Below are 14170 nucleotides of genomic sequence, written 5' to 3' on the forward strand. Positions count from 1 at the left end.
TACAGTTGACAAAGAGCCTTTTAAAATATGGGTATCAGCGTGGGTATCAAAACAAAAAAACAGGCTCTCCGAAAACTCGGAAAGCCTTATTTCAAGCCGTTTTTAGGCATTATTTTGCGATTGGATAAACAGAAACTTGTTTTTTATCGCGTCCTTTACGTTCAAAGCGTACTACACCTTCAACTTTAGCGAACAAAGTATCGTCTCCACCACGTCCAACGTTTACACCTGGGTAGATGTGTGTACCACGTTGACGGTAAAGGATTGATCCACCTGTTACAGTTTGTCCGTCAGCTGCTTTAGCTCCAAGACGTTTAGCTTGTGAATCACGTCCGTTTGATGTAGAACCTCCACCTTTTTTGTGGGCGAAAAGTTGTAAGTTGTTAAGAGTCATTTTTAACATAATGTTTTCCTCCGTGTTAGTTTTCTGTGATAACTCTGGTTTGGACGAACTCAGAAGAGTTCTCCGATAAGTTTGCCATACCTAAGAAAAATGATTCAAAGAATAACTGGGTCATTTCTCTCTGGTGTGAAGGAAGATCTTTTGGAATTTCAACCATCAGATAGCCACCTTCATCTTCGTTTAATTCTAGGATTGGTTCATAGCCTGCAAATTTTTCAATGGAATTGATAAAGTTAATGGCAAGCGTAGAAACCGATGCACACACGACATCAAAGCCGTATTCGCCACTCTCGGCGTGTCCAGTAATTTCCGCACTCCTCAGCTCGCCATCTTCGGCTCTCTCAAAGACTGCTTGTATCATGTGTTCTCCTTAAAATTAAGCGTTAATTGCGTTGATGACAACTTTAGTATATGGTTGACGGTGACCTTGTTTACGGTGACTACCTTTTTTAGGTTTGTACTTGTAAGTAACAACTTTCTTTTGTTTTCCTTGTTTTTCAACAGTTCCAACTACAGTAGCTCCAGCAACAAGTGGAGTTCCGACAACAGTGTTTTCACCACCAACAAGAACAACTTCGTTAAAAGTAACTTCTTGACCAGCTTCAACGTTCAATTTTTCAACGTAAACTGCTTGACCAACTTCAACTTTAACTTGTTTTCCGCCAGTTTTGATAATTGCGTATGTGCTCATTATGCACCTCCTATGATTTTTATGGGTTTCCCCGATTTTTTTGTGAAGACTCGCCTAGCATCGTGGGACAAACCACTTAAACTTGAATAATCAAGCAACGATGTTCGTGCGGTTGCACAGGAACGTGCATAGTCAACTCTTCAAGTATAGCATATCTCCTATTTTCTTACAAGTAATAACACCTAAAATGAAGCTTTTTCTTTTACTTTTTTCTGCCACGAGGCAAAAAGCATACTGAGGTAAAAAATACTCATCATAATAGGAACACCAAGAATGGTCTTTTCATGATAGAAAATCGTCAAATAAGCTGAAAAGACAACGCCAAGGACAAAACTGCTAAGCAAGCTAACAAATATGAAACCTTCACGCAAAAAAGGAGTGTGCTTGGTTCGGAAATAATCTCCAAAAGCCAGCATGGTCCGTTTGATATTCCCTGTCATAAAGGCATTATTGTAAGCAATACCCGACACTTCTCCAAAAGCAGTTGTCACCAGTCCCATACAGAAGGCCAAGGGTGGCACTAGATAGATATTATCCACAGTTTGCGGCACAAAACCAATAATGATTGATAAGATTGCCAAAGGAATCAATGACAAAATTGGTTTTTTCACAACTCTCAATTTTTCCTTATAAACAGTTAATAAAAAGACTCCCATCATAAAAGCTAGTAAGGTCATTACTTTGGCACTAGCATCTGAAACATTGTGTTGAATGAGCCCCACTGATAGAAAGACGACATTCCCAGTTTGTCCAGCTACAAGAGTATTCCCTCGCACAATAAAAGTATAGGCGTCTACATATCCTGCACAAAAAGTCAAAAAAAGCGCTAGCCTCTTAGACTGACGTGATATTTTTCTTATAGGTAATAATCTCATTTTTCCTCCCATTTCATTTACTCATTTCATTATTGTACCACTTTCTTTGGAAAAGACCTAGTAGCTTATTTGAAATTTTTTACCCTCTGTTGGATAGTCCCGTCTATCTATGTTATAATGAAAGAAGGATTTAAAATTGTAAAAGGAGTATTTATGCTAAAATTAGGTGTCATCGGAACAGGCGCTATCAGCCATCACTTCATAGAAGCAGCCCATTCCAGTGGAGAATACAAGCTGGTCGCAGTCTATTCTAGAAAACTAGAAACTGCGGCAACCTTTGCTTCTCGCTATCAGAATATCCAACTATTTGATCAATTAGAAGACTTCTTCAAGAGCTCCTTTGATTTGGTCTATATTGCTAGCCCAAACTCCTTGCATTTTGCTCAGGCACAAGCTGCCTTGTCTGCTGGTAAACATGTCATTCTTGAAAAGCCAGCCGTCACTCAGCCACAAGACTGGCTGGATTTGGTTCAAACAGCTGAAACAAATCACTGTTTTATCTTTGAAGCAGCTCGGAATTACCATGAAAAAGCTTTCACTATCATCAAAAACTTTTTAGCAGACAAACAGATTTTGGGAGCAGATTTCAACTATGCCAAGTATTCTTCCAAAATGCCTGATTTGTTAGCTGGGCATACGCCCAATGTCTTTTCAGAGCGTTTTGCTGGTGGAGCTCTTATGGATTTGGGAATTTATCCTCTCTATGCTGCTGTTCGTCTTTTTGGAAAAGCTAATGACGCGACCTATCAAGCTCAACAGCTTAACAATAGCATTGACCTAAATGGAGATGGAATCCTCTTCTACACTGACTATCAAGTTCATATCAAGGCTGGAAAAAACATCACTTCCAATCTTCCTTGCGAGATTTATACGACAGACGGAACCTTGACCCTCAACACCATCGAGCATATCCGCTCAGCTATTTTTACCGACCATCAAGGCAATCAAGTCCAACTCCCTATCCAACAGGCTCCTCATACGATGACTGAGGAAGTCGCTGCATTTGCACAGATGATTCAGCAACCAGACCAGACACTCTACCAGAACTGGCTGGATGATGCAGGCTCTGTTCATGAGCTACTATATACCATGCGCCAGACTGCTGGCATTAGATTTGAGGCAGAAAAATGAAAACCAAACTACCGACTGAATGGCAAGAACTGAGTGACCAACTCGGTTTCCAAGAATTCACCCCCATTCAAACTCAACTATTTGAGCCCATTCTTGCAGGAGAAAACCTTCTAGGAGTGAGCCCAACAGGAACCGGTAAGACCCTAGCTTACCTCCTACCAAGTCTTCTCAGACTACAAAAGAAAAAAGCGCAGCAACTCTTGATTCTAGCACCAAATACAGAGCTTGCTGGACAGATTTTTGATGTATGTAAAACGTGGGCTGAAACTATCGGCTTAACTGCCCAACTCTTCTTATCAGGTTCGAGTCAGAAACGCCAGATTGAACGCCTCAAAAAAGGACCAGAAATTCTAATCGGTACTCCTGGCCGTATCTTTGAACTCATTAAACTGAAAAAAATCAAGATGATGAATGTGGAAACCATCATCCTGGATGAATTTGACCAATTGCTTGATGATTCTCAGATACACTTTGTCGAGAAAATAACTCACTACGCACCTCGTGACCACCAACTCATCTACATGAGTGCTACGACCAAGTTTGACCAAGAAAAGATTGTGCCGAATACACGTACCATTGATCTTTCTGACCAAAAATTGGACAACATCCAACATTTCTATATGCAGGTGGAGCAACGCCATCGTGTGGATATGCTACGAAAACTGTCTCATGTAGAGGATTTCCGAGGTCTTGTCTTCTTTAACAGCCTATCAGACCTTGGAAGTGCAGAAGAAAAACTACAGTATCGGGATATCTTGGCTGTTTCCCTCGCTAGTGATGTCAATGTCAAATTTAGAAAAGTCATCTTAGAAAAGTTTAAAGACAAGCAACTAACCCTACTCCTTGCAACAGACCTTTTGGCTCGTGGAATTGATATCGATAGCCTAGAATGTGTCGTAAACTTTGATGTTCCTAGAGATAGCGAAACCTACACACACCGTGCTGGCCGTACTGGCCGTATGGGCAAGGAAGGTTATGTTATCACTCTCGTCACTCATCCAGAAGAACTTAAAAAACTCAAGAAATTTGCTACGGTTCGTGAAATTGTCTTGAAAAACCAAGAACTCTATATCAAATAATCCCCATTGCTCTATGCACATCCGGTGTATGGAGCTTTTTCTGTAAGCAATTCAATTTTATACTCTTCGAAAATCTCCTTCAAACCGCGTCAGCTTCGCCTTGTCGTATGTATGGTTACTGACTTCGTCAGTCTTATCTACAACCTCAAAAACATGTTTTGAGCTGACTTCGTCAGTTCTAGCTGCAGGCTGCTCAAAACACTGTTTTGAGCAGCCTGCAGCTAGTTTCCTAGTTTGCTCTTTGATTTTCATTGAGTATTAGTTCAATATTCGAAAAAAAGAACCTTGCAAAGCAAGATTCTTTTAGTGTCTGACTTAAATAATTGTTCTTCTGGGAACTAAATCGAATTAAGCTTCGATTTCTGTAACCATACCTGAACCAACAGTACGTCCACCCTCACGGATAGAGAATGTAGTACCTTGTTCTACGGCGATTGGGTGGATCAACTCAACGTCGATTGTCACGTTATCACCAGGCATTACCATTTCAGTACCTGCTGGAAGTTCAATTGAACCTGTAACGTCAGTAGTACGGAAGTAGAATTGTGGACGGTAGTTGTTGAAGAATGGAGTGTGACGTCCACCTTCTTCTTTAGTAAGGATGTAGACTTCACCTTTGAATTTAGTGTGTGGGTTGATTGAACCTGGTTTAGCGATAACTTGTCCACGTTCGATTTCGTCACGTTGAACACCACGAAGAAGGACACCTACGTTATCTCCGGCAAGACCTTCGTCAAGTTGTTTACGGAACATTTCAACACCAGTAACAACTGCTTTTTGAGTTTCTTCTTTGATACCAACGATTTCGATTTCGTCGTTGACTTTAACGATACCACGGTCGATACGTCCTGAAGCAACTGTACCACGTCCAGTGATTGAGAATACGTCTTCGACTGGAAGAAGCAATGGCTTGTCAGTGTCACGTTCTGGTTCTGGGATGTACTCATCAACTGTGTTCATCAATTCCATAACGATGTCTTCGTATTTAGAGTCACCTTCAAGAGCTTTAAGTGCTGAACCTTGGATAACTGGAAGATCGTCACCTGGGAAGTCGTATTCTGACAATAGGTCACGGATTTCCATTTCAACCAATTCAAGCAATTCTTCGTCGTCAACCAAGTCAACTTTGTTCATGAAGACGATAAGGTGTTTAACACCAACCTGACGTGAAAGAAGGATGTGCTCACGAGTTTGTGGCATTGGTCCGTCAGTTGAAGCTACTACAAGGATAGCACCGTCCATTTGAGCGGCACCAGTGATCATGTTTTTAACGTAGTCCGCGTGTCCTGGAGCGTCGATGTGAGCGTAGTGACGTTTTTCAGTTTCGTACTCAACGTGCGCAGTGTTGATAGTGATACCGCGTTCGCGTTCTTCTGGAGCAGCATCGATAGACGCATAGTCTTTAGGTTGGTTAACTGATGAAGGCAAGCGACGTGCCAAAACAGTTGTGATAGCTGCAGTTAGGGTAGTTTTACCGTGGTCAACGTGTCCAATAGTACCAATGTTCACGTGTGGTTTACTACGATCGTATTTTTCTTTTGCCATTTGAGTAAAAGCCTCCAATAAAATATATTTTATAGATAGACAGTAGGCAATACAGTCTAACTTTCCTTACTATTTTATCAAATTTCAGCTAAATTGCAAGTGTTTTACAACGTTTTTGTGAATTATTCTTAATCTACTATTCTAAACGGCACTTCTACTCCTATTACTTCCCTAAAGAAAAAGAAAAATCAGGGTTCTCCTGACTTTTACTTAGCTAATTCTCTTTCTCGTTCTTTCATTATTTTATGATTTTCATACAAACGAGATAAGAACTTAGAAATTTCTTTTAAGATAGAATAGGTTGGCACTGCGACAATCATTCCAACTACACCATAGATATTGCTTGACAACAAAAGTAAAACCAAAATCGTGATTGGATGAACCTTCATAACACTTCCTACGATTCGAGGATATAAGATATTACCATCTACCTGCTGAACAAAAAGCATATAAATCACTGCAATCAGCATTCTATGGGGATCAGTGAATATATTTGCGATGATCATAGGAATCAAACCAATACTTGGCCCCACATAAGGAATTAAATTGGCTACACCAGAAAAAATAGCAAAAACTAAAGCATATTTTAAACCAATAATACTATAGCCAATATAAGCCAAACAACCTATAATGATTGCGTCAATCGAAACTCCACTAATATAGCGAGCAATCGTCGCATTCAAATTCTTTAAAAGACCTGCAATATGCAAGCGATCCCTCTTTAGAATTGTTCTTTCAAGCATGGGCAAGAATTTATGTCCATCTAATAAGAAATAAACCAAAAAAACTGGAGTCATAATCAAAATCAAAACAGTACTGATAAGAGCTGACAAGACGCTCCCCACACTATTTGATACGCTATTTAGGATATTTTGAAGAATATCAACATAGGATAAGTTTAGTTGCTGAATTGTAGCTTCTACATCCAAATTCTGGAGCGCAGGATAATTAGATAAGTCTATGATTAAGTCTTGTACTCGACTATAAATAGTTTGACTAGATATAATCAAACTAGATAACTGATTAATCAAAATAGGTAAGAGATAGACAACACCTATGACCATTCCCCAGACCAAAGCACACAAGGTAATTAAAATACCAAGCAAACGATTGAGTTTACAGACTTTATTTAAGAAAGTAACAATAGGGTTTGTCAAATAATAAAGAAAGCCCCCTAATAAAAATGGAATCATAATTGTATTAAGCACGCTAACAAAAGGGTTAATCAAAGATCCCATCTGTCTCCATAGGTAAAAGATGATGGTTAAGAGTAAAATTTCTGTGGTCCAAAAAAATAATTTATTTCTACGAAACATGAGTTACCTCCCTCACTCTATTTTACCATATTTTCAAAAAGCTTAACGGATGAATTATTAAAGCAAGAATATTTTTTTTCTTTATGATAGAATAAGACTACTATGAAAAAAATATTTTTAACTTTATTAACTGTCTCCCTTTTAGGAGGTGCTTCTACTGCTGTTGCTCAAGATTTTACCATTGCCGCTAAACATGCGATTGCTGTTGAGGCAAATACTGGTAAAATTCTCTATGAGAAGGATGCAACGCAACCTGTCGAAATTGCTTCTATAACAAAACTGCTTACCGTTTACCTGGTCTATGAAGCACTCGAAAATGGAAGTATCACACTATCCACCCCAGTAGATATCTCTGATTATCCTTATCAATTGACGACAAATTCTGAAGCCAGTAATGTTCCTATGGAGGCCCGTAATTATACTGTCGAAGAGTTACTTGAAGCAACTCTGGTATCTAGTGCCAACAGCGCCGCTATTGCTCTAGCTGAGAAAATTGCTGGCTCAGAGAAAGACTTCGTTGATATGATGCGGGCCAAACTCCTGGAATGGGGAATCAAAGATGCCACGGTTGTCAATACAACTGGTCTGAACAACGAGACTCTAGGAGATAATATTTACCCAGGATCTAATAAAGATGATGAAAATAAGCTCAGTGCTTATGATGTCGCTATCGTTGCCCGCAACCTCATCAAAAAATACCCACAAGTCTTGGAAATCACCAAAAAACCTTCTTCTACTTTTGCTGGAATGACAATTACTTCAACCAACTACATGTTAGAAGGTATGCCTGCTTACCGTGGTGGTTTTGATGGACTGAAAACAGGAACAACAGATAAGGCTGGAGAGTCTTTTGTTGGTACTACTGTCGAAAAAGGCATGAGAGTCATCACAGTTGTTTTAAATGCAGACCATCAAGACAATAATCCTTACGCTCGTTTTACAGCTACATCTTCACTAATGGATTATATTTCTTCTACATTTACACTTCGCAAAATCGTTCAGCAAGGCGATGCCTATCAAGATAGCAAAGCCCCTGTACAAGATGGAAAAGAAGATACGGTCACTGCAGTGGCCCCAGAGGATATCTATCTAATTGAGCGTATTGGGAATCAATCTTCCCAATCTGTTCAATTCACACCTGATTCCAAAGCAATCCCAGCACCACTTGAAGCTGGAACAGTGGTTGGCCATTTGACTTATGAAGACAAGGACTTGATTGGTCAAGGTTACATCACCACAGAGCGCCCTAGTTTCGAAATGGTTGCAGACAAGAAAATTGAAAAAGCTTTCTTCTTAAAAGTTTGGTGGAATCAGTTTGTCCGATTTGTTAACGAGAAATTATAAAACATACTGGGCAATAACTTGCTTCAAAATAGAGACAGAGAAAGAAAATGTTAAAGTCAAAAACGCATGGTATCAGGTACTAAAAACTTGATATTATGCGTTTTATTGTGGTAATATTTACTTCGTTTTCTCCTAAAATTGAATTTTATCCCAGTATTTTTGAGATATTTTTTTCATTATTTTAGGAAGACAATTACTAATCTCCGTTGGCAAAACCACATACTGCTCTTGAGCTAATTCTTGGGCTATGGCTGAATGAAGATGAGTTGCTACGGTTACACGCTCGTAGAGACTGGCCTGTCGAAATTGGCCTGCAAATCCTGCAATCATCCCAGCCAGAGTATCTCCCATTCCCCCAGTCGCCTGATAGGAACCGCCAACCTGTAACTGGTAATAATCAGATTGGCCAGCTTGCCAAATACGAGTAGCTGGACCTTTCTCTACCAAAATTGTTCCTTGAGGGAAAGAAGTCAGGGCACTAGCTGTTGTAGCTTCGTTTTGCTTTTCAATCGTAATTCCAGACAGTTTTTCCCACTCCTTTTGGTGGGGAGTTAGGATAAGCTGACTGGAAGGAAATGACAATCTTGTTCTGGCAAGAATAGTCAAAGCACCTCCGTCTACAATCAAAATCTGATTCTTTTTTGAGCTAGCAAAGACCGGTTTTACTAGATTGTCTCCAAAAGCATCGTCTCGTAAACCAGGCCCCAGCAAGACAACTTCTGCCTTCTCCAATTGCTCTTTTAACAACTGCTGGTCTTGAAGAGAAAAGCCCATAGTCTCAGGTAAATGGCTGTGCAGAGCTGGAATATTTTCCCTGTCCGTTCCAACGGTCACCAATCCTGCACCGCTTTTAACAGCTGCCAAAGCAGCCATGATGATAGCACCACCATAAGGATAAGTCCCACCCAGCAACAGCAGACGACCGTAGTCTCCTTTATGACTGGTACGAGAACGTTCAATAATGACTTTTTCTAATAATGCTTGATCAATCACTTTCATCCTTTTTTCCTCTCTCTTTTATTATACAACAAAAAGGAGGCTCAGACCTCCTTTTATAAACTTATTTCTAAAATTTAATAGACTGTTCGCGAACGATTGACACAATTCGATTTGATTAATTCATTCTTAACGATGGTTTCAAACGACATACAATTTTATATATACAAATTAAAAACAGCTTTCAATTCACTTCCTACGACTTTTCAGACACAGATAGCCAAAGAAGCTTTCATAGAGGGCAAAAAAGAGGAGGAAGGCATGAAGGAAAAAGGTCTCTGGCAAAATCAGAATCACTGGATCCTTGCCTGGGTCAAAAAGCCAGGTATCATCTCCCACAAAGAGAATTTGATGGAAAAGAGTAAAGAATTGGTCAAAACCAATCAAAATTCCCCCAAGACCAATCAGCAAAGGCAAGACTACTAGGGTCAGAAGCCCCTTACTAAATAGAGACAAGAAGCCCTTTTTCACAATCCCTTTGACAAAGAAATAGAAGCTTGGTAGTGTCACAAGGGCAATAAACTGAACTAGATGAAAGAGATTCTTCACAACCGCAAAGTGGTGCAGACCAGCTGCTGACGAACGAAAATCTGGCATCTCTAAGACTTGGCTAAATGGATTGGTCAGGTAATCCATCAAGATATGAAAGTTATATTGAATGGTTTCGGGTTTTAGATAAACTCGATCCGTCAAGTTCAGCCACTGAATTTCCAGCGGATAAAAAATCCAAGCCAAATAAATAGTCAAAAGGATTGAGAGGGAGAGGAGAAAGAGCATAGAACTCCAAAAGATCAGTTTAGTTTTCATCAAAATCCCACTCCGCAAGGCTAGAAACTACATGAGTCGGTGCGATTGGCAGGTCTGCCACTTCTTCTGCCTTGGTAAAACCTGTCGTCACCAAGAGCGTTGGAATGCCATTGTCAATCCCAGCCCGAATATCAGTCAGATAATTGTCCCCAACCATGATCAACTCTTCACGTTGCAAACCTAAGTGCTCAACCGCCTTGTCCATAATGATAGCATTTGGTTTTCCGATATAAATAGGCTTCACTCGTGTTGCTACTTCAAGAAGTGTAATTAGTGAACCAGCCCCTGGCAAAAGACCGCGTTCTGTAGGGATGTTGAGATCAGGATTGGTTCCGATAAAGTGAGCACCCTTTTGGATAGCTAGAGTTGCTGTGGCAAATTTTTCATAGTCGACTTGCCAATCCAGGCCTACTACTACATAGGCAGGATTTTTCTTGTCTTCTACATAACCAGCCGCCTTGATGGCTTCCTTGAGCCCTGATTCTCCAATAACATAGACGGTCTTTTCAAGACCCAAGTCATTCATATAGTCGATGGTTGCCAAAGTCGCTGTGTAGACAGTCGATAGGGGCGTATCGATATTAAAATTCTGAGCCAACATCTCTTGAACACTCTCAGGAGTACGGGTTGTATTGTTTGTTACAAAGAGATAGGGGATGTCTAGCTTTTGCAATTCATGGACAAAAGCCTCTCCAGCCGGGATTCGGTCTTTTCCCTTGTAAATAGTACCGTCTAAATCAATTAAATAGCCTTTATATTTCATCTATTTCTCCCTAATCCTTCTTCATTTCTTGCCAAGTGATGATAGCTTGGGCATTAGTAGCACCGTCGCTTGTAATTTCATGCTTGCTTTCCAATCCAGTCCGTTCAACAGCCGATGTAATAAACCCACCTGGTCGAACTTCCTTGACATACTTGAGGTTGATTTTCTTGGGAATATAGTGGGTCAAAAAATCAGCTCCCATGACCTCAAAAATCCAGTCCAAGTATTTACTGTTATTGACATGGCCATTCATATCCAAGTCGTAAAAACGGACATGGTAATCCTTGCTGACTGGCTCTTCCAAAGGCTCATACTTTGGCCCACGGATAAGTTTTTTATCAAAATCAGACTGGTACGGAGCTACAATCTCAGGTTCGACAGCATGGACTTTTCGACTGTCTCGATCCATGAGAACAAAGGTCGCCATCATGTGGATGAGCTCCTGACCTGCTTCATCATAAATGGTAAAGCGACGGTAGCAAAAGAGTCGATTGTAGCTCAGGGCTTCGGTTTCGATGGTAATTCCTTCCCCAAAACGAGGCAAACGAGCCACCTCAATATCATAATCTGTGATAATCCAGACCAGATTATAGTTTTCCAAAATGACCTTATCACTAACACCCAGTTCAATCGACTGCATCCCTGAAACTTGCAGGGACAGCAAAATCACATCTGGAAGCTTGATATGACCGTTCATATCAGCCATATCAAAAGGAATTTTCATGTTCATTTGATAAGTTAAGCCCATCATCCTACTCCAAAATAAATCGTTCTGCTACGGTGTCTCCTAAAAAGAGACCTCTTTTTGTCATGCGAACTCGGTCACCCTCTATTTGCATGAGACCTTGTTGAACCAAGTCCTTGACAATTTCTCCATAAAGTCCATCGAAAGACCGTCCAAATTTTTCCTCAAATCGCACCATGGAGACTCCTGATTTCTTGCGGAGTCCCAGGAACATTTCTTCTTCCATTTGCTCTTTTTGACTCAGGTGCTCTTCTGTGATACGAGCATTGCCTTCCTCAACTGCACTGAGATAATGGCGAATCGGGCCATGATTTTTATAGCGAACACCATTGACATAACCAGATGCTCCAGCACCGATGCCATAGTATTCAGCATTGTCCCAGTACATGAGATTGTGGCGACTTTCAAAACCAGGCTTGGAGAAATTAGAAATCTCATAATGCTCAAAACCAGCTCGCTCCAGCTCTGCGATGATATACTCAAACATCTCAGCTTCCAGTTCCTCCTTAGGCAGAGGCAATTTCCCTCGTCGCATTCGGTTCATAAAGACCGTATGATTTTCTAAAATCAAGCTATACAGACTCATATGGGGAATATCCAGTCCAATTGCCTTAGCCACATTTTCCTTGACTTGATCCATGGTCTGACCAGGCAGCGCATAAATCAAATCAATGGAGATATTGTCAAAACCAGCCAGTTTCAAACGGTCGATATTTTCATAAATATCCTTCTCCAAATGACTGCGCCCAATCTTTTTCAGCATCTTGTCATCAAAGGTCTGCACGCCTAGCGAAACACGATTGACAGCCGAGTTCTTCAAAACAGCAATCTTATCCGCGTCCAAGTCGCCTGGATTGGCTTCAATGGTCAACTCATCCAAGACAGACAAGTCCAAGTTTTTAGTCAAGCCATCCAGCAATACCTCCAGTTGCGGAGCTGACAAAGCTGTTGGTGTCCCACCACCGATGTAGAGGGTCCGCAACTTTTGAATATCATAAGATTGAAACTCTTCTAACAGATGTTCCAAATAGCTGTCGACTGGCTGATTCTTGATGAAAACTTTTGAAAAATCACAATAATAACAAATCTGGGTACAAAATGGGATGTGCACATAGGCTGACGTTGGTTTTTTCTGCATAGTAATTATTATACCACAAAAAGCGAACAATACTTAGAATTCCCTTTAACAAAATCCTAGCATTGTTCGCTTTCTTTATCTAATCATTCTTTGTATTTTATGGATAACACAACTATCAGAATCAATCTAGTTCGTTGTTAAAACACAAAAGAATGAATGTTCATTTGACTAATTTTTTAGTCTTCTTTTTTCTTTCCAAGAGCAAGTCCGAGACCACCTAGCATACCAAGAAGTCCTAGAGATGCAAGAGTCGCATTTGATTCTGTTCCTGTATTTGGTAATACATTTTGAGAATCATTTGACTTAGCTCCATTATCACTAGCATCTGTAGTATCTTCATGATTTGCATTCGGAGTAACTGCATCTGGAATTGGACTTGTTGGTGCAGGTGTATCTTGACCAGAACCTCCATTAGTATTTGGTGTGACTGGCGTATCAGGTGTCACTGGTGCAACTGGAATTGTATCTGTTGGTGTTGCTGGTGTTACCTTAGCTGGAGTTTCTACTGGAACTTCTACAGCTGATTGACCTGGTTCTGTAATCTTACCTGTACCTGGAACTTTACCGTCTGGTAATTCACTGTTTGGTACTTTACCTTTACCGTCTTGTCCAATTATTACAGTGATTGTATTTCCATTCTTACCTGGAATTTCTACCGTAGTTCCTGGTGGGTATGTTGACCCATCTGGTTTCTTAGGCGTTACTGTTACTTCCCCTGTATCTGGATCTTGTTGTAACTCTATTGTTGGGGTCTTACGGGCTGGCGTTGTCACATCAACTGGATTAGATGGTCTCTTATTCGGTTCTGTTACGATACCTTTTCCTGGTAAATTTCCTTTTGGAAGTTTATCATTTGGCACTTCACCTGATCCATTATCTCCGATAATAACTTCGATTGGAGTATTATTATCACCTGGGATAACTACTTTCGTTCCAGGTGGGTATGTTGTTCCATCTGGTTTCTTAGGCGTTACTACTGCATCTCCATTTGGTTTTCTTGTAATTTCAATTTCACCTGGTTGTTCTGTTTGAGGTGCATTTGGATCTAATTTCTTAGGTGTTTTTACGTTTACTTCAACAGAAGGTTTTCCTGGCGGTGTAATTTTACCTGTTCCTGGAATTTCCCCATCTGGTAAGTCTTTATTCGGAATAATTACTTTTCCATCTGGTCCTGTTGTTACCACAATCGGTGTGCCATTCTTACCTGGAATTTCTACCGTAGTTCCTGGTGGATATGTTGTTCCATCTGGTTTCTTAGGTGTTACTGTTACATCTCCTGTATTTGGATCTTGATCTAATACTATTGCCGGTGTTAAACGAGCTGGTGTTTCAACAGT

15 protein-coding genes and 1 other annotated feature are annotated in these 14170 nt (G+C 40.4%); of the genes, 3 read left to right on the forward strand and 12 right to left on the reverse strand.

What is annotated here, in order from left to right:
• Positions 1-109: 109 nt before the first annotated feature.
• The 4 genes from rpmA to HT722_RS08650 all read right to left on the reverse strand — a co-directional run bounded on the left by rpmA (position 110) and on the right by HT722_RS08650 (position 1969).
• A complete protein-coding gene (rpmA, locus tag HT722_RS08635; RefSeq protein ID WP_000916509.1) occupies positions 110-403 on the reverse strand; it encodes a 50S ribosomal protein L27 in 294 nt (97 codons plus the stop codon).
• 16 nt (positions 404-419) lie between these two features.
• Positions 420-764: a ribosomal-processing cysteine protease Prp gene (locus tag HT722_RS08640; RefSeq protein ID WP_000613694.1), complete on the reverse strand. Its 345-nt coding sequence runs from the start codon at positions 762-764 to the stop codon at positions 420-422.
• A gap of 15 nt (positions 765-779) precedes the next feature.
• Positions 780-1094 (reverse strand): 50S ribosomal protein L21, encoded by a 315-nt coding sequence (gene rplU, locus HT722_RS08645; RefSeq protein ID WP_000109141.1) that lies wholly within the window; start codon positions 1092-1094, stop codon positions 780-782.
• Between the two features lie 36 nt (positions 1095-1130).
• Positions 1131-1218 (reverse strand) — a sequence feature (ribosomal protein L21 leader region).
• Positions 1219-1276: 58 nt separating this feature from the next.
• A complete protein-coding gene (locus HT722_RS08650) occupies positions 1277-1969 on the reverse strand; it encodes a YoaK family protein (RefSeq protein WP_173278663.1) in 693 nt (230 codons plus the stop codon).
• Positions 1970-2122: 153 nt separating this feature from the next.
• Between HT722_RS08650 and HT722_RS08655 the strand changes: the two genes are divergently transcribed.
• Entirely contained in the window at positions 2123-3100 is a 978-nt protein-coding gene (locus HT722_RS08655) for a Gfo/Idh/MocA family oxidoreductase (protein WP_173278664.1), read from the forward strand.
• A complete protein-coding gene (locus tag HT722_RS08660; protein ID WP_173226376.1) occupies positions 3097-4179 on the forward strand; it encodes a DEAD/DEAH box helicase in 1083 nt (360 codons plus the stop codon). The genes HT722_RS08655 and HT722_RS08660 overlap by 4 nt, the downstream gene beginning before the upstream one ends.
• 348 nt (positions 4180-4527) lie before the next feature.
• Here HT722_RS08660 and tuf read toward each other — a convergent pair whose 3' ends face one another.
• Together tuf and cozE are read right to left on the reverse strand one after the other, a co-directional pair.
• A complete protein-coding gene (tuf, locus tag HT722_RS08665; RefSeq protein ID WP_001040724.1) occupies positions 4528-5724 on the reverse strand; it encodes an elongation factor Tu in 1197 nt (398 codons plus the stop codon).
• 206 nt (positions 5725-5930) lie between these two features.
• A complete protein-coding gene (cozE, locus tag HT722_RS08670) occupies positions 5931-7040 on the reverse strand; it encodes a cell elongation protein CozE (protein ID WP_173278665.1) in 1110 nt (369 codons plus the stop codon).
• 102 nt (positions 7041-7142) lie between these two features.
• Here cozE and pbp3 point away from each other — a divergent pair, with 102 nt between their 5' ends.
• Positions 7143-8384: a D-alanyl-D-alanine carboxypeptidase PBP3 gene (gene pbp3, locus HT722_RS08675; RefSeq protein ID WP_173278666.1), complete on the forward strand. Its 1242-nt coding sequence runs from the start codon at positions 7143-7145 to the stop codon at positions 8382-8384.
• Positions 8385-8516: 132 nt separating this feature from the next.
• Here pbp3 and HT722_RS08680 read toward each other — a convergent pair whose 3' ends face one another.
• From HT722_RS08680 to HT722_RS08705, 6 genes are all read right to left on the reverse strand, one after another.
• The gene (locus HT722_RS08680) at positions 8517-9383 is read right to left on the reverse strand and encodes an NAD(P)H-hydrate dehydratase (RefSeq protein WP_173278667.1); all 867 of its coding nucleotides are present in this window, start codon (positions 9381-9383) and stop codon (positions 8517-8519) included.
• A 186-nt stretch (positions 9384-9569) separates the two neighbouring features.
• The gene (locus HT722_RS08685; RefSeq protein ID WP_173278668.1) at positions 9570-10187 is read right to left on the reverse strand and encodes a TIGR01906 family membrane protein; all 618 of its coding nucleotides are present in this window, start codon (positions 10185-10187) and stop codon (positions 9570-9572) included.
• Positions 10177-10950, reverse strand: a complete 774-nt coding sequence (locus HT722_RS08690; protein ID WP_173226368.1) for a TIGR01457 family HAD-type hydrolase — start codon at positions 10948-10950, stop codon at positions 10177-10179. Before HT722_RS08690 ends, HT722_RS08685 begins: the two co-directional genes overlap by 11 nt.
• A 10-nt stretch (positions 10951-10960) precedes the next feature.
• Positions 10961-11698, reverse strand: a complete 738-nt coding sequence (locus tag HT722_RS08695; protein ID WP_173278669.1) for an acyl-[acyl-carrier-protein] thioesterase — start codon at positions 11696-11698, stop codon at positions 10961-10963.
• Between the two features lie 4 nt (positions 11699-11702).
• Positions 11703-12833 carry a radical SAM family heme chaperone HemW gene (hemW, locus tag HT722_RS08700; protein ID WP_173226364.1) on the reverse strand — a complete coding sequence of 377 codons (1131 nt, stop codon included), beginning with the start codon at positions 12831-12833 and terminating at the stop codon, positions 11703-11705.
• A 176-nt stretch (positions 12834-13009) separates the two neighbouring features.
• The coding region (locus tag HT722_RS08705; RefSeq protein WP_173278670.1) for an LPXTG cell wall anchor domain-containing protein at positions 13010-14170 on the reverse strand (1161 nt) is incomplete at its 5' end.

Origin of the sequence: Streptococcus sp. 53, from assembly GCF_013276565.1 — a bacterium.
Taxonomy (GTDB): Bacteria; Bacillota; Bacilli; order Lactobacillales; family Streptococcaceae; genus Streptococcus.